We start from the raw sequence: 15739 nt of genomic DNA, 5'->3' as shown, positions 1-15739 counted from the left end.
GCTTATTTGCGGCGACGACCGCGGCGTGGTGCGGCCTCTGGGCCTGCACCATCGGTGCCGTCAGATGCAGACGAAAAGCCGCCCAAGCTTTCTGAAATCTGTTCCAGTGTCGGGCGTTCACCGCGTGGCCGTGTTTCGAGCGCTTCGCGCATGGCGCGCAGGTGCTCTGGGGTTGTTCCGCAGCAGCCACCGATGATGGTCGCACCGCAATCGCGGGCCAATACAGCGTAATCACCCATTAGTTCAGGCGTGCCGTCATAGTGGATGTGACCGTCGTGGTACTTTGGAATGCCCGCGTTCCCTTTTGCGATGATCGGCGCAGTCGGGCCAGCAGCGGTAAAGCCCAAGACAGTCCGCAGCAGGTCAGAAGCGCCAACGCCACAGTTGGCACCAAATGCGAGCGGCTGATGCGCGATCTTGCCGACTTTTTTAACCATGTCAGCCGACGTGAGCCCCATCATGGTGCGCCCGGCGGTATCAAAGCTCATCGTGCCACACCAAGGCATACCGGCAAGCGCGAATGCTTCGGCGGCAGCATCAAATTCTTCGGCCGCACTGATGGTTTCAACCCAAAGCACGTCTGCGCCGCCTTCTTTTAGGCCCTCTGCTTGTTCGTGGAACATCTCAACGGCGCGTTCGTGAGTTAAGGTTCCCATAGGTGCCATGATCTCACCGGTTGGTCCAACAGAGCCGGCCACGACGATCTTGCGACCAGAGGCGTCAGCGACTTCGCGCCCCAGTTCAGCGGCGGCTTTGTTCAATTCGCGTACGCGGCTTTCTGCGCCGTGCAATTTTAGGCGTGATGCGTTCGCGCCAAAGCTGTTGGTCAGGAAGATATCACTACCCGCGTCGGCTGCACCGCTGTACAATGCTTTGATTTTGGCCGTTTCATCAACGTTCCACATTTCAGGCGCATCGCCGGACATAAGCCCCATGTTGAACAGGTTCGTTCCGGTCGCACCGTCGGCCATCAGCCAGTCGCGCGTTTCAAGCAGTTCTGAAAGGACGTTCGTCATGATCTCTCGGGGCTCCCGTTTTGTTTGAATAGTCGCTTGTCACGTCTTGGGGATAACTTCAATTCCAAAGCTGCTATTTTGATGAGGCGTAACGCTTTCCAAGGCAAGTTTTGCAATGGGCGGTGTATCGCGACAGCGATGGCCAGTCCGCTCATCCAAAACATCAGCTTATTGGGGGCAGCGTGGTAGCGCGGCAGCCAAACTGGTGAAAAACTCCGTTTGAATTGAATTAACCCACGTTTTCGATCCGACCAATATGACGGTGTGTGTCGTGGGTCTGGCACTGTCGCAAGCGATACAAGCGTGACGTTTTCCGTCGCCGCGGCGTCAATAGCGGCGACAATCGCGGCATGTATGGCCCCATCAGGAAGACGACCCCGGTGGCGGATTAGATCAAGGTGCCAGTTATCCTGGCTGACACAAGATGTAACAAAGCCAATAATTTTGCGGTCATTTTTAATTAAAAATACACGCTGTTTCGCGACCAGGTCGGTTGAAAACCGACCCATCGAGAACCCCATTTCACCGCCATGCTGAATTGCCCAGTGGCGCGCAATTTCCGCTAGAACCGGCATGGTGTGCGCATCATTGGCCTGTTGGATGTGAACGCCCGCCAATTCGGCACGGCGCAATTTGCGCCGTAAAGTTTGAAACCGGCGTCCTTCGAGTGTCCAGTGTTCGGGGCGAATGACAGCCTCCATCGCGATGCGACGCACGTACCAGCCTGCCCGATCTGCGACTGCGGCAAGTCGTGGTGAGCAATTATAAAAAACACCGCATTGGCCCCGGCGTCGTGCGACGCGGCCGATTTTTCGTACATCTACAGGGTCACCGTGCTGTTGATCATGTGCCCCAATGCTACAGTGAAAAAACGGCAACCGCCCGATGAACCAATCGCGCCCTGCGATGTGCCGCAGGGCGCCGGTTTGATGTGCAAGCATCCAAAATGCGGGGCCTTTGATGTCCGCAGTGGTCGGTCTTTTGCGTGACATGATGGCAATGAATGCGATTGCGGCTGGGATGATGTAATAGATCACCCGGAAAACGATAAGACCTGCGACCATATCTTCTTGGCCGGAGAGCAGTGTTAGTAGGGTAAGGTCAAATGCGCCGCGCCACCGGGACTGCTTGATAAAAGCCCTGCACCCAACGCGATAATGTAGGCCGCGAATAACATTGTGAACGGCGTTTCAGCACCGGCTGGTAGCAGAACGTAAAGCGCGGCCGCCGCGCATAACATGTCAAACCCGGTCCAGCCCAGAAGTTGAAAAAGCCGTGTCGTTGTAAGCGCTCCCTTAAACTTACGCCGTCCAAAAGCGACAGTTCCTAGCATGATGATAGATGTCAGTGCGATGAGTATGATCCAAATCTGCGTCGTTGCGCCGAGCCACCATGCTGCGACAAGCGCATAAAGCGCCCAACATGCCATAAATGTTAAGGATATAGCCGCCGAAAGCTGCGTCACCTGCCAGAGCGAAAGTTGCGGTAGCGAACGCAGCCGTGCCAAGCTGGCCGTTATTGCGCCAAACCCAAGTGTTTGAGCAATTGCAACCGATGTCGTGCCTGCGCGCACGGCAACATGAGATGCAATCCCCGTCCGCAGAATTTGATGCCAGATTGCGTCGTATTGTCCGACGGCCCGCAAGCTTAGCCAAGTCGCCAACGCTGCAATGGCGCACGATTTGAGATCGACAGCGATTAATGCGCTTTTAATAGCGCTGATGTCCATTGCGACGATTTTTTGCCAAAGCACAGTAACGCAAATCGCCAAAATAAGGGTGGGCAGGGCGATTTTTATCCCTTTCGCAAGAGCGAAACGTGAAGCTTTGTTCGGTGGTTTTTTCATGCTTGCTCCGGCTTACTAATTCCGGATTACGCATATGTGATGAATTGCAAATTAATGCGAGAGTTAAAAACGTAAAATGTGCAGTTACAGTGTAGCCGTGGCGTGGTTTTAGGTTTCTGACAGTATTTGTTCTTTTGCCTCAAGCAGCAATACGGCCATTTGCGCACGAATGGTCGTTTCATCCGCACGGTCGCCAAGGTCGGCAACCAGTTTATTGATCATGTCGGTGTCGTCAGGGTGTGTCATATCAGCTGCAACGATTTCACTTGCGTAAACCGCAGTTTCTTCGGCGGATTTATTCATGAGCGCGGCGGCCCAAAGGCCGAGTAGACGATTTCGCCGCGCAACGGCTTTAAACTGCATTTCGGCGTCATGTGCGAATTTGGCCTCGAAGGCGCGTTCGCGGTCTTGAAACGTGTTCATAATAACCTCATGGCTTTGTTGAACAGATATATAACATATGGTTTCGCAGGTGCTTGCTCGCAAGGTGTGCTTGCACTATGACGCGCGTATGACGCGGCCCAGGGCGGGCAGGCGCATGTAAAAAGAGGTGAGCATGGCACGCCGCAAGAAAATTTACGAAGGCAAAGCAAAGGTCTTGTACGAAGGTCCTGAGCCAGGGACGCTTGTCCAGTACTTTAAGGACGACGCGACCGCTTTTAACGCGGAGAAGAAGGCTGTAATCGACGGCAAAGGCGTGTTGAATAACCGTCTTTCAGAGTTCTTTATGACCGGCCTGAGCAATATCGGTATCCCGACGCATTTCATTAAACGTTTGAACATGCGCGAACAGCTAATTCGTCAAGTTGAGATCATCCCGCTTGAGGTGATCGTGCGCAATGTTGCTGCCGGCTCAATGGCGAAACGTCTTGGCATGGAAGAAGGTACCCCGTTGCCGCGTCCGATTGTCGAATTTTCGTACAAAGACGATGCTTTGGGTGATCCGTTGGTTCCAGAAGAATACATCGTTGCATTCGGTTGGGCGAGCCAGCAGGACTTGGATGATATTATCAGTCTTGCCCTGCGTGTGAATGACTGGATGTCCGGCGTCATGTTCGGTGTTGGTATCAAACTGGTTGATTTCAAAATTGAGATCGGTCGCGTTTGGGATAATGAATTTCCGCGTCTGCTTTTGGCCGATGAAATTAGCCCCGATAGCTGCCGGTTGTGGGATATCGAAACAGGTCAAAAGCTGGACAAAGACGTGTTTCGGCGCGATCTGGGCGATCTGGCCGATGCATACACCGAAGTTGCAAAGCGTTTGGGCGTTATGCCATCCAACGTGACTCATGCAACAAAGCCAACATTGATCAACTAACGTTGGTTTTTGACTACTTGAAACGAACCGAGACAAGGGAATGCCGCTGATGAAAGCCCGCGTATATGTAATGTTGAAAAACGGTGTACTTGACCCGCAGGGAGAGGCCGTGCGTCACGCGCTCGGGAGCCTTGGCTTTGATGGCGTCGAAGGTGTGCGTCAGGGTAAAGTGATTGAACTTGATCTCGCCGAAGGCACTACCGAAGCGACGATCGAACAGATGTGCGAAAAATTGCTCGCGAATACTGTGATCGAAAGCTACCGGATCGAGGTGCTTTGATGCGCGCTGCTGTCGTTGTTTTTCCCGGTTCCAACTGCGACCGCGACATGGCGGTCGCCTTAAAAGCGGCCGGCGCTGATGTAAGTATGGTATGGCACAAAGATGCAGCGTTGCCTGACAACGTTGACCTTGTTGCTGTTCCTGGCGGGTTTTCATTTGGCGACTACTTGCGCTGTGGTGCGATTGCTGCGCAGTCTCCGATTTGCAAGGCGATTGTGGATCACGCAAACCGTGGCGGTTACGTTCTTGGTGTCTGCAATGGATTTCAAGTCTTGACTGAAACGGGATTGCTTCCGGGCGCGTTGATGCGCAACGCGAACCTTAAGTTCATCTGTAAGTCCGTTGATCTGAAAGTAGAAAGTTCAAATTCTGAATTCACCTCGGGTTACGCGGTTGGTGATGTGGTTGACTATCCTGTTGCACACCATGATGGAAACTATTCCATTGACACCGACGGCCTGAAAAAGATCGAAGCAGAGGATCGCGTCGCGTTCCGGTATGTCGTAAATCCGAACGGGTCTGTTGCCGATATTGCGGGCGTCTTGTCTGAAAATCGTCGTGTTCTTGGTATGATGCCACACCCAGAACGTGCCGTTGACGAAGGTCACGGTGGCACGGATGGGCAGGCGCTTTTCCGCGGACTGATGGATCAATTGGTTTCCGCCTAAGTTGCGTCCTTGCTGTGGGGGTACCGTGGCCATAGAGTGCGTGCATGAGCACGACAAAGACAACGAACGGGCGGCACGGTCAGGGCAGATGGTTTCTGCGTCTTTCGATTTTGGTCGTCTGCCTGTTTGCACTGATTGTTATCTATGTTTCGAACCAGCTTTTAACAAAGCGGTTTACAGAATCGATTAGCGATAGCTCTGAGGTTAGGCTTGCGCTTTACGTGACGAACCTCACTAGTGAATTACAGCGAAATTCGGTCGTGCCGCAGCTTTTGGCGCGTGATCCAGAGCTGATCCGCGCGCTCGAAGATCGCGATTTTTCAGAATCGTCAGATCATCTACTATCTTTTGTGTCCGAAATTGGATCTGCTTCGCTGCTGCTACTTGATCGTATCGGAGAGACTGTTGCTGCTACGGCCCATGATGAAGTTGGCGTCCTGCACACGAATGAACCTTACTTTTTGAATGCACTGAACGGCGATCAAACTGTCTATGCAACGACGCGCAATGCGGATGGTGATTTTACTTACGTGTTTTCTCGTAAAATAGAAGTTTTTGGTCAGGTGCGTGGCGTGATTGCCGTAGAAGTGAATTCCGCGTTACTGCAAGCGGGCTGGGTCGGCGGCTCAGAAGCCGTTCTTGTTCTTGATAGCGAGGGCCAAATCATCATGGCCACAGAGCCACGCTGGCGCGGTTTGACAGAGAAAGAGGCGTTAAGCGATAGCCGTAATGTAACATTTTGGGACGTTATGCAGCGCAGTTTTCGCGCGCTTACAGGGCTTCCGGCTGATGCGTATTTGTCGGGCGAAGCTGTGCTACGCCGCGAGGCACGTGTTCCTCATGAAGGCTGGAAAATGGTCAGCTACACGGCTTATGCATCGGTGCGCGAGCGTGTGAACGGTATTCTTGCTATCGAAGGCATGGGATTTGCGATTCTCTTGGCTGTCATGTTTTGGTTCATGTCGCGCAAGACAGCATCACGGCTGGTGTTTTTTCAGCGTGAGTCAGCTGAACTTCGTGCGTTAAACCGCCGTTTGCAGCGGGAAATTGCCGAACGTGAGAAGGTTGAGCAGACGCTTCAGGTTGCAGAGCAAACGATTGCGCAGTCGTCGAAATTGGCAGCGTTGGGGGAAATGTCCGCGGCGGTAAGTCACGAGCTAAACCAACCCTTGGCTGCGATGAAAACATACCTAGCTGGTGCGCGGCTTTTGCTGCAACGTGAACGCCCAGAAGAAGCAATGTCATCCTTCCAGCGTATCGACGATCTGCTTGAACGCATGGGCGCAATTACTCGTCAGCTTAAGTCATACGCGCGAAAAGGTGCTGACGCATTTGAACCAATGGATATTCGCGCGGCGGTATCAACTGCGCTTGCGATGATGGAGCCTCAGTTAAAGATAAGAGACGTCAATATCATCAGGTCACTGCCAAATGAACCGGTGATGATTTTAGGTGATCGGTTGCGATTGGAACAGGTTATTGTGAACTTGCTTCGCAACGCATTGGACGCGACTAAGGGGGCAAGTAACCCAACGGTTGAAATTTTGCTCGCGGCTGGTGATACAATCAGTCTACAAATTCGAGATAACGGAGAAGGTATCGAAAACCTCGATCAGCTGTTTGAGCCGTTTTACACGACCAAACAGCCGGGGGATGGGACCGGATTAGGATTGGCGATTTCATCAGGGATCGTTGGCGACCTTGGCGGGCGACTGATGGCGCGGAATGCCGTAGATGGCGGGGCTATATTCGAGGTCCAGTTGCCGCGTTTGAAAGATCACGTCGCTGCGGCGGAGTAGGTAGGAAAGAAAATGAGCATGAACAAAGCCATGAAAATTGCAATCGTGGATGACGAAACGGATATGCGGCAGTCGATTAGTCAGTGGTTGACGCTATCTGGCTTTGAAACTGAAACATTCGCGTCAGCCGAGGATGCCCTAAAGGGTCTGGGGACGGATTATCCAGGTATCGTCGTTTCTGATGTGCGGATGCCCGGTATGGACGGCATGCAGTTTTTGAAAAAACTCAAAGGTGTCGATAGCACGCTGCCTGTGATCATGATCACAGGTCACGGTGATGTGCCGATGGCGGTTGAGGCAATGCGCGTTGGGGCTTTTGATTTCCTTGAAAAGCCGTTTAATCCGGATCGGATGACCGAACTTGCGAAAAAGGCAACGCATGCGCGGCGTTTGACACTGGATAACCGTGCGCTTCGTAAGGAACTGTCAGACGGGTCCGCGCTGATCAAAAAATTGATTGGTCAGTCGCCACCGATGGAGCGTTTGAAAGAAGACATTTTGGATCTGGGGCAGGCCGATGGTCATGTGCTGATCGAAGGTGAAACCGGTACAGGTAAAACGCTTGTCGCGCATGCTTTGCATGCCGTTGGTGCCCGCGCGTCTAAGAAATTCGTACTGCTAAGCTGTTCTGCGTACGATGAAGAGACACTTGGTCGTGTGATCTTTGGCCCCGCCCGCGATGATGAGCCGATCCCTGCGATCGAAGAAGCTCGAGGCGGCACATTGGTGCTTGAGGATATCGAGGCTCTCAGCCACGCATTGCAGGCGCGGTTGTTAACTGCGATCAATGAGCAGGGGACGCCTGCCGAAACGCGCATCGTTGCGATTTGTAACCTGCAAGAGCAGGATAAAACCTGCGAAAGCGTGCTGCGTCCTGATTTGTTTTACCGGTTGGCGGCGTTGCGCATCACTGTTCCGCCACTGCGGCAGCGCGGCGAAGATATCCTGACGCTATTCGCCCGCCTGAGCGAACAGTTCGCCGATGAATATGGGTGTGATGCCCCAGAGGTTAGCGCGCAAGAAGCCGCCCAGCTTTTGCAAGCCCCTTGGCCGGGTAACGTTCGGCAGCTTATCAATGTGGCAGAGCGTGCAGTTCTTCAAAACCGTCGCGGAACCGGGTCGATTGCGTCGCTACTGATGGCTGATACCGAAGAAATGAAGCCCGCAATTACGACTGAAGGGAAACCACTAAAGGAATTCGTTGAAGCCTTTGAACGGATGCTTATCGACAACACAATGCGCCGCCACCGCGGATCGATTGTTTCTGTCATGGATGAACTTTGTCTGCCGCGTCGCACGCTGAATGAAAAAATGGCTAAATATGGATTACAGCGGTCTGACTATCTTGGGGGTTGATGTCAGATCTCTACAGTAAATTTGGGTGGCAGGAATGATGATACATTCCTGCCATTTTTCTTTTGAGCCTCTGAATGTCGCTTTTGATGCACATTTTATGCTTATTTCAACGCTTTGCGTTTGGTCGTGAACGGAAAAGAAACAGTTTCCGATTGTAATCGGTCACTGTCCTCCCTTATGTATGAGGGACGGGTGACGTGGGAATGTCCTGCACCTTTGAAAGATTCTCTGCATCAATGGTGTTTCACACATGTTGATCGCAGCTGATTTGATCCCAAGGGGTCAGAAGAACGCTCTGGTCATGCGGTAAAGACGCTGACCGGGCCCTGAATGGGCCTTAGGCTTGACCTGAGGTCGGAGAAGAAACGCGATGCAACGCGCGACGTATATAGGCAAGGATGCAGTGGCCCTGAGGGGCCCCGTATTTGCCCGCGCGCAGATCGCCTTAATCAGACACGTAACACGAACAACTGCTCCCCCAGGGGGGGCTATCGGGTTATGTGCGAACGGACAATATGCCAAAGAAAATGTTAATCGATGCGACACACGCGGAAGAAACCCGCGTCGTTGTCGTCGACGGCAACAAGGTCGAAGAATTTGATTTTGAAAGCCAGTTCAAACGCCAGCTAGCTGGCAACATATACCTCGCTAAGGTTACGCGCGTTGAACCATCCCTGCAGGCTGCATTCGTAGACTACGGTGGAAATCGTCATGGGTTTTTGGCGTTTTCGGAAATTCATCCCGATTACTACCAGATCCCGGTCGCTGATCGCGAAGCGCTTATGGCCGAAGAAAAGGCCTATGCCGAAAGCCTAAAGGCTGAGGCAGAAGCAGAGGAAGAAAAGCCTAAACGCCGCCGCAGCCGCGCGAAACCAAAGCCAGCAGTTGTTGAAACTGAGGATGCCGTCGTAACAGCCGAAGCTGCACCTGCAGAGGATGCCGCCGACACTGAATCCCCGGCTGTCGCGGATGTTGAAACACCCAAAGTTGAAACGCCAGAAGAGCAAACCTCTGGCGATATTGCGGGTATGGAAACCATCGATCTTGGCGACGACGATGAAGGCAGCTCTCCTATGGTGCTGGTCTCTGACACACCGGTTGAAACGCCGTCTGCCGATGATGCGGATGACGAACAGCCGCAGTTGGATGCGCGCAGCAAAGATGACAGCATCGAAAGTGTCGCTGAAGAGGATGACACCGACGAAGTGCGCCCAGTGCGCAAGCCGCGCCCCAAGCGCTACAAAATCCAAGAGGTCATTAAGGTCCGTCAGGTTCTTTTGATCCAAGTTGTTAAAGAAGAACGTGGCAATAAAGGTGCTGCGCTTACGACCTATCTGTCGCTCGCTGGTCGCTATTGCGTTCTTATGCCAAACACGGCCCGCGGTGGCGGTATCAGCCGCAAGATCACAAATGCTGCTGACCGTAAGAAGCTAAAAGAAATTGCCGGCGAGATGACCGTGCCTGATGGCGCTGGTCTTATCATTCGCACGGCTGGCGCGCAGCGTACGAAGGCCGAGATCAAGCGCGATTATGAATACCTGCAGCGTATGTGGGAACAGATCCGCGAACTGACTTTGAAATCTGTCGCACCCGCGAAGATTTACGAAGAAGGCGATCTGATCAAACGCTCCATCCGCGATCTTTACTCAAAAGAGATCGACGAAGTGATTGTTGCAGGTGAGGCGGGTTACCGCACGGCAAAAGACTTCATGAAGATGATCATGCCGTCGCATGCTAAAAACGTGAAATTCTACACGGAACAGCTTCCGCTTTACGCGCGTTATCAGGTCGAAAGTTACTTGGGGGGGATGTTCAACCCCACCGTTCAACTGCCTTCGGGCGGTTACATCGTAATCGGCATCACAGAGGCGCTTGTCGCGATTGATGTGAACTCTGGCCGTGCCACGAAAGAGGGTTCTATTGAACAGACCGCGCTAAAGACTAACCTAGAGGCGGCTGATGAGGTCGCACGCCAATTGCGCCTGCGCGATTTGGCCGGTCTGATCGTGATCGACTTTATCGACATGGACGAACGCAAGAATAACAGCGCCGTTGAAAAGCGTTTCAAAGACAAGCTCAAGACTGATCGTGCCCGTATTCAGGTCGGCCGTATCTCGGGCTTTGGTCTGCTGGAAATGTCGCGTCAGCGTCTACGCCCCGGCATGCTTGAGGCAACGACACAGATGTGTTCGCATTGTCACGGCACGGGTCTGCTGCGGTCTGACGATAACGTGTCACTTTCGATCCTGCGCCAGTTGGAAGAAGAAGGCGTGCGTGGTCGTTCCAAAGAAGTACTGGTTAAGGCGCCCATCGCGATTGCCAACTTCTTGATGAACGGCAAGCGCGAGCACATCGGCGATATCGAAGCACGTTACGGACTGTCAGTGCGTATTGAGTGTGATCCAACGCTGGTGTCACCTGACTTTGCGATTGAGAAGTTCAAAACCGCAACACGCGTTGTCCCAGAGGCCGCACCTGTTGTTACGACCACTGTTATCATGGACGACGATGATGACATCGCAGTTGAGACCGAGGTCGAAGAAAACGAAGCGGTTGCTAACGATGAAAACGGTGAAGGTGAAGACAAGCCGAAGCGTAAACGCCGGCGTCGTCGCCGTCGTCGGGGGGGCAATGGAAATGGTGAAAACCAACAGACTGAAGGTGCCGAAGCAAACGACGTTTCTGAAACTACCCCAGCAGAAGCACCTGTTGACGCCACAGTTGAAGCAGATGCACCTGTAGTAGAAGCCGAGGCTGAAGCACCTGTCGCCGAAGAAAAGCCAAAGCGCACCCGTTCGCGGACACGTAAGGCAGCGCCCAAGGTTGAAGAGACTGTTGCGGCGGATGATGCAGCAGAAGCAGATAAAGCTGCTGCTCCAGAAGCCGAAGAGAAACCTGCGCCGAAAAAGCGGACTCGTACCCGTAAAAAGGCGGAACCGAAGGTAAAAGAAACCACAGAAGAGACACCGGTTGAGGCTGCTGCGACAGACGATACTGTTGTCGCTGAAAAGCCAAAGCCAAAGCGCCGCAGTCGTGCAAAGCCCAAAGCGGCCGTTGTGGCTGAGGATGCTGTTGTGGCTGAACCAGCGGCAGAGGTAGCGGCGACGCCAGCTTCATCAGATCCTGATGCAAAAGCACCAGCGGCTGATGTGAAGTCCGAGCCTGTTGCTGATGTGAAGTCCGAGCCTGTTGCTGAGGTGAAACCTGAGCCTGTTGCTGAGGTGAAACCTGAGCCTGTTGTCGAGGTTATACCGGATACTGTTCCGGTCGCTGAACCCGCTCCGGAACCGGTACCCGTTGTTGAAGCCACGCCTGTTGAAGCCACGCCTGCTGAAGTATCTGATGAACCTGCGAAGCCAAAGCGCAAAGGTTGGTGGTCATTGGGCCGCTAAGCTTCAATACCATCATGTAAAAAACAAACGCCGTCCCTTAGGGGGCGGCGTTTTGCGTTTAACCTTTTTGGATCAAATATATTTGGCCGTCTTTAGAATCTGCGGTGCTGATCAGGTTATGGCCCGCCTCGGTGCAAAAATGTGGCACATCTATAACCGCAGCGGGATCATCCGCAACCATTCGTAAAACCTGTCCGCTTTGTAGCGCTAGCAATCGCTTGCGCGCCTTTAGAACGGGAAGGGGGCACAGCAGGCCCCGTGCATCTAGATCAGCATCATGTGTCATATCTTTCGATTAGGGCCGATGTTTCAATATGTCCACTAAGATGTGACAAAACGGCAGGTGACCAATGCACCGACGTCGCTTAGGAAGGGACACAAGAGGTTACCTAATGTTCGAAACAACTACAATTTTTGATGCTGGCCTGCTGCCTGCGATGCTGGTCGCGCTTGCTGCTGGTGTGTTGTCATTTCTAAGCCCATGCGTGCTGCCCGTCGTGCCGCCCTATTTGGCTTACATGGGCGGCGTATCTGTCAGTGAGCTTGAGGAACAGCGCCACGCACGGCGCCGCGTTTTTGTTGCCGCGTGGTTTTTTGTACTTGGGCTGTCGACGATATTCATCCTGCTTGGCATCGCCTTTTCGACCATGGGCCGGGCATTGCTTCAGTATCAGGACTATTTTAGCACCGTCGCAGGCATTGTCGTTATGATCCTAGGCGCACATTTCTTGGGTGTATACCGGATCGGATTTCTTGACCGCGAGATGCGCTTGGATGCAGGTGACAAAGGCGGGTCGGCTTTTGGAGCTTATCTTTTGGGATTGGCGTTCGCGTTTGGATGGACGCCGTGCCTTGGCCCTATTCTTGGTGCAATCCTAAGTTTGGCAGCATCCGAAGCTAGTATCGGACGCGGAACGATATTGCTTGCAGTCTACGCGATTGGTCTTGGCATCCCGTTTTTATTGGTTGCTGCATTCTTTCCGCGTTTGAAGGGCGCAATGGGTTGGATGAAACGGCATATGGGGCGCATTGAACGTACTTCTGGCCTATTGCTCTGGACCGTTGGTCTGATGATGCTGACAGGACAGTTCGCAGCGATAAGCTATTGGCTGCTTGAGAATTTTCCAGCGTTAGCCGCAGTCGGATAAGACTTATGTTTTTGGTTTTGATCCGCTAACTTGTCCCAACAAAGGATCAATAGGGATCAACAATGACCGACCAAGCCATGCAGGTCAAACGACGCCGGGTGTTTCACATTCCGGGCTATGATCCCATTCCGCCAAGGCGTTACCGCGAACTTTACCGGACCGAAAGTGAAGCGCAGGCTGCGATCAGTGGCTACGAGATCGATGTGCAGGCGCGTTCATCTGATAAGACCTTTGGCTGGACTGTGAACGCACATATTGATGATCGAGATGTTGCTGCACGCGTCGATGTCTTGGTCTGGTCTGACATTGTACGTGACAGCATGGCGCAGTCTATTCCAGCGACCTATTGGCAGCTGTTTCAGACTGCGTGGATATATATCAGTACAGGAACATTGCGCCGACTAATGTGGATGCGCAAAGGGCCAGTGATAGCCGCACTGTATCCGGTTGGGATGCTTTTGCTACAGTTGTTCGCAGCAGTTTTCATCGGTCGCGTTATTGGGGGGGCCGTTCAAAGCGGATTGATGTGGATCGGCGCGCTGGCTGAAAGCGCGATTGTCGCAGATAGCGTCGGGTGGTTTGCTTGGGGGGTAAGATATATTTTATGGGCGGCCGTCGTGATCGTCCTACTTCGATGGTTTAAGTCAAAAGACGGCAGGCTTTTCGCCTATTATCTGATGCATGATTACGCATTTTCTGCGCGGTCCTATGGTGCAATTCCAGCAGCGTTGGATGAGCGTATGACAGAATTCGGGGACACCATCGCAGAGGCATTTTTAGGAAATGTTGATGAGGTGCTGATTGTCGGTCATTCGTCTGGGGCGCATCTGGCTGTGTCAATATTGGCCGATCTGATCCGTGCGGGCAGGGTCCCTGCCGATGGTCCAAAGCTGGCTTTTTTATCTTTGGGGCATGTGGTTCCGATGGTGTCGTTCCTTCCACGTGCGCGCAGATTGCGGACTGATCTTGCATACCTTTCGGCGCAAAACCAGCTGACTTGGGTTGATGTGACCGCGCCGGGCGATGGGTGTTGTTTTGCGCTATGCGATCCCGTTGGGGTGACCGGAGTGTCACCACCCGGTAAGCATTGGCCGCTTGTTATTTCTGCGGCCTTTACCCAAAGTCTAACACCGGCCCGTTGGAAGGCGCTTCGCTGGCGGTTTTTTCGGCTACATTTTCAATATTTATGCGCGTTTGATCAGCCAAAGGACTATGATTATTTTCAGATCACAGCTGGCCCGGTAACATTGCAGGACCGCTATGCTGGGCGGCCGCCTTCGAAATCGCGCATTGATGTGGCGGTTTCAAAGTACACATCGGTTATGCCTTCATGACCGCGATCCCGCCGAAACCAAAAGCGCGCCCTGAACGCGTGTCGCTTTTCCGGTATTTGCGTTTGTTTCGGCGCGATATCTTATCGGCGCAACCAGCAAAGCTATATCGTGCTTGGATGGCAGAATTTCGCACGCCGTTTTTTCGCAGTTACATGATTAACGACCCAAAGTTGATCCAAGAGGTACTAAAGGCCCGCCCGGACGAGTTTCCAAAGTCAGAGCGCATCGGTGCGGGATTGCGCCCGCTGTTGGGCGACAGTGTCTTTTTGACGAACGGCGAAACATGGAAACGCCAACGCCGTATCATTGATCCCGCGTTTGAAGGTGGGCGGCTGCGCGATACGTTTCCGGGTATAATGGCTGCAGGGGAGGCGGCAGCGCAGCGTCTTGAACCCATTGCTGACGGTTCACCGCAAGAAATCGAAGCACTGACCAGTCATGCCGCCGCTGACGTTATTTTCCGCACGCTGTTTTCACTACCCATCGAAGATAAGATCGCCCAACAAGTATTTCACGAATTCAGGGCATATCAACGGTCGCAACCCATTCTGAATCTAGCGGCATTTATACCGGGGCCGCGATGGATGCCGCGGTTCTTTAAATCAGAAACACGCCGGACTGCGCGGAAAATCCGTTCTTTGATTACACAGCTCACGCAGGATCGTTTAGCGTTAATTGCCGCTGGGACCGCGCCAGATGACCTTGCGACCAAGATAATGACGACACCTGATCCAAAGACAGGCGAAACATTCACCGTGTCAGAGATGGTCGATCAGGTCGCTATTTTCTTTTTGGCGGGGCATGAAACCAGTGCGTCTGCACTGGCATGGACGCTTTATTTATTGGCGCGATACCCTGACTGGCAGGAAAAAGTGGCCGCAGAGGTTTCAGGCTTTGATGGAAATTTTTCGGACCTTTCAAAGCTTAAGGTGACAAGAGACGTGTTTCGCGAAGCATTACGATTGTATCCGCCGGTGCCAATGATGGTCCGCGAAGCCACTAGCCGGTCTACATTTCGAAATCGGTTGATTCGACGTGGTGCACAGATCGTGCTGTCACCTTGGCACATGCATCGACATAATCGACTGTGGGATAACCCTGATGGTTTTGATCCAAGTCGTTGGGATACTGAAAATGGAAAATCCTGCGCCCGAGATGCGTACATGCCATTTTCAAGCGGTCCGCGCGTATGTTCTGGCGCAGGTTTTGCGATGATCGAAGGTGTGGTTTTATTGGCATCTGTGTTGCAAGATTTTGAGTTCAAGACAGTCGAGAATCGTGAACCAATACCGGTCGCATATCTTACGGTCCGTGCAAAGAATGGTATCTGGCTGAGAATCAACCGACGGTGATTTTGCTGATTCTGACTAAATGATCAAAAAATAGGCGGTGTCAGTTGAAGTGTGTCTGCATTGCGGCATAAGCGCGCTTTGATTGTGTTGGATTGTGCAACTTCCCGCTCACAGTTGCTTGAACGTGGCGTTTTTGTCGACACATGGCTGCATTTACATGTATCGTGAACATAGGAAGTTTGATTTTCATCTGAACATCAATCTGCCCTCGGGAATATCGAAACCACTCG

14 protein-coding genes are annotated in these 15739 nt (G+C 52.8%); 9 read left to right on the top strand and 5 right to left on the bottom strand.

Annotated features, from left to right (window positions below; genetic code table 11):
* Positions 1-2: 2 nt before the first annotated feature.
* The 4 genes from bmt to CYQ09_RS05390 form a co-directional block, all read right to left on the bottom strand.
* Positions 3-1016 (bottom strand): betaine--homocysteine S-methyltransferase, encoded by a 1014-nt coding sequence (gene bmt / locus CYQ09_RS05405; protein WP_106744358.1) that lies wholly within the window; start codon positions 1014-1016, stop codon positions 3-5.
* Positions 1013-2080 carry a DUF2156 domain-containing protein gene (locus CYQ09_RS05400; protein WP_106744357.1) on the bottom strand — a complete coding sequence of 356 codons (1068 nt, stop codon included), beginning with the start codon at positions 2078-2080 and terminating at the stop codon, positions 1013-1015. The genes bmt and CYQ09_RS05400 overlap by 4 nt, the downstream gene beginning before the upstream one ends.
* 23 nt (positions 2081-2103) lie before the next feature.
* Entirely contained in the window at positions 2104-2862 is a 759-nt protein-coding gene (locus tag CYQ09_RS05395; protein WP_106744356.1) for a hypothetical protein, read from the bottom strand.
* Between the two features lie 108 nt (positions 2863-2970).
* Positions 2971-3285 carry a DUF1476 domain-containing protein gene (locus CYQ09_RS05390; RefSeq protein WP_106744355.1) on the bottom strand — a complete coding sequence of 105 codons (315 nt, stop codon included), beginning with the start codon at positions 3283-3285 and terminating at the stop codon, positions 2971-2973.
* A 133-nt stretch (positions 3286-3418) separates the two neighbouring features.
* Between CYQ09_RS05390 and purC the strand changes: the two genes are divergently transcribed.
* The 6 genes from purC to CYQ09_RS05360 all read left to right on the top strand — a co-directional run bounded on the left by purC (position 3419) and on the right by CYQ09_RS05360 (position 11675).
* A complete protein-coding gene (gene purC / locus CYQ09_RS05385) occupies positions 3419-4180 on the top strand; it encodes a phosphoribosylaminoimidazolesuccinocarboxamide synthase (RefSeq protein WP_106355456.1) in 762 nt (253 codons plus the stop codon).
* Between the two features lie 49 nt (positions 4181-4229).
* The gene (purS, locus tag CYQ09_RS05380; RefSeq protein WP_106744603.1) at positions 4230-4460 is read left to right on the top strand and encodes a phosphoribosylformylglycinamidine synthase subunit PurS; all 231 of its coding nucleotides are present in this window, start codon (positions 4230-4232) and stop codon (positions 4458-4460) included.
* Positions 4460-5128 (top strand): phosphoribosylformylglycinamidine synthase subunit PurQ, encoded by a 669-nt coding sequence (gene purQ, locus CYQ09_RS05375; RefSeq protein ID WP_106744354.1) that lies wholly within the window; start codon positions 4460-4462, stop codon positions 5126-5128. The genes purS and purQ overlap by 1 nt, the downstream gene beginning before the upstream one ends.
* Positions 5129-5172: 44 nt before the next feature.
* Positions 5173-6927, top strand: a complete 1755-nt coding sequence (locus tag CYQ09_RS05370) for a sensor histidine kinase (RefSeq protein ID WP_106744353.1) — start codon at positions 5173-5175, stop codon at positions 6925-6927.
* An 18-nt stretch (positions 6928-6945) separates the two neighbouring features.
* Positions 6946-8283 carry a sigma-54-dependent transcriptional regulator gene (locus CYQ09_RS05365; protein WP_106744352.1) on the top strand — a complete coding sequence of 446 codons (1338 nt, stop codon included), beginning with the start codon at positions 6946-6948 and terminating at the stop codon, positions 8281-8283.
* A 515-nt stretch (positions 8284-8798) separates the two neighbouring features.
* The gene (locus CYQ09_RS05360) at positions 8799-11675 is read left to right on the top strand and encodes an Rne/Rng family ribonuclease (protein ID WP_106744351.1); all 2877 of its coding nucleotides are present in this window, start codon (positions 8799-8801) and stop codon (positions 11673-11675) included.
* A gap of 58 nt (positions 11676-11733) precedes the next feature.
* Here CYQ09_RS05360 and CYQ09_RS05355 read toward each other — a convergent pair whose 3' ends face one another.
* The gene (locus CYQ09_RS05355) at positions 11734-11961 is read right to left on the bottom strand and encodes a sulfurtransferase TusA family protein (RefSeq protein ID WP_106744350.1); all 228 of its coding nucleotides are present in this window, start codon (positions 11959-11961) and stop codon (positions 11734-11736) included.
* 106 nt (positions 11962-12067) lie between these two features.
* Between CYQ09_RS05355 and CYQ09_RS05350 the strand changes: the two genes are divergently transcribed.
* From CYQ09_RS05350 to CYQ09_RS05340, 3 genes are all read left to right on the top strand, one after another.
* Positions 12068-12823, top strand: coding sequence for a cytochrome c biogenesis CcdA family protein (locus tag CYQ09_RS05350; RefSeq protein ID WP_106744349.1), 756 nt, complete (start codon positions 12068-12070; stop codon positions 12821-12823).
* 62 nt (positions 12824-12885) lie between these two features.
* Positions 12886-14157 carry a hypothetical protein gene (locus tag CYQ09_RS05345; protein WP_106744348.1) on the top strand — a complete coding sequence of 424 codons (1272 nt, stop codon included), beginning with the start codon at positions 12886-12888 and terminating at the stop codon, positions 14155-14157.
* Positions 14154-15509 carry a cytochrome P450 gene (locus CYQ09_RS05340; RefSeq protein WP_106744347.1) on the top strand — a complete coding sequence of 452 codons (1356 nt, stop codon included), beginning with the start codon at positions 14154-14156 and terminating at the stop codon, positions 15507-15509. The genes CYQ09_RS05345 and CYQ09_RS05340 overlap by 4 nt, the downstream gene beginning before the upstream one ends.
* Positions 15510-15739: the final 230 nt, after the last annotated feature.

This window comes from Yoonia maritima, assembly GCF_002933395.1.
GTDB classification, from domain to species: domain Bacteria; phylum Pseudomonadota; class Alphaproteobacteria; order Rhodobacterales; family Rhodobacteraceae; genus Yoonia; species Yoonia maritima_A.
Note: the sequence above shows the minus strand (reverse complement) of the source record. Positions and strands in the feature narration are given on the sequence as shown.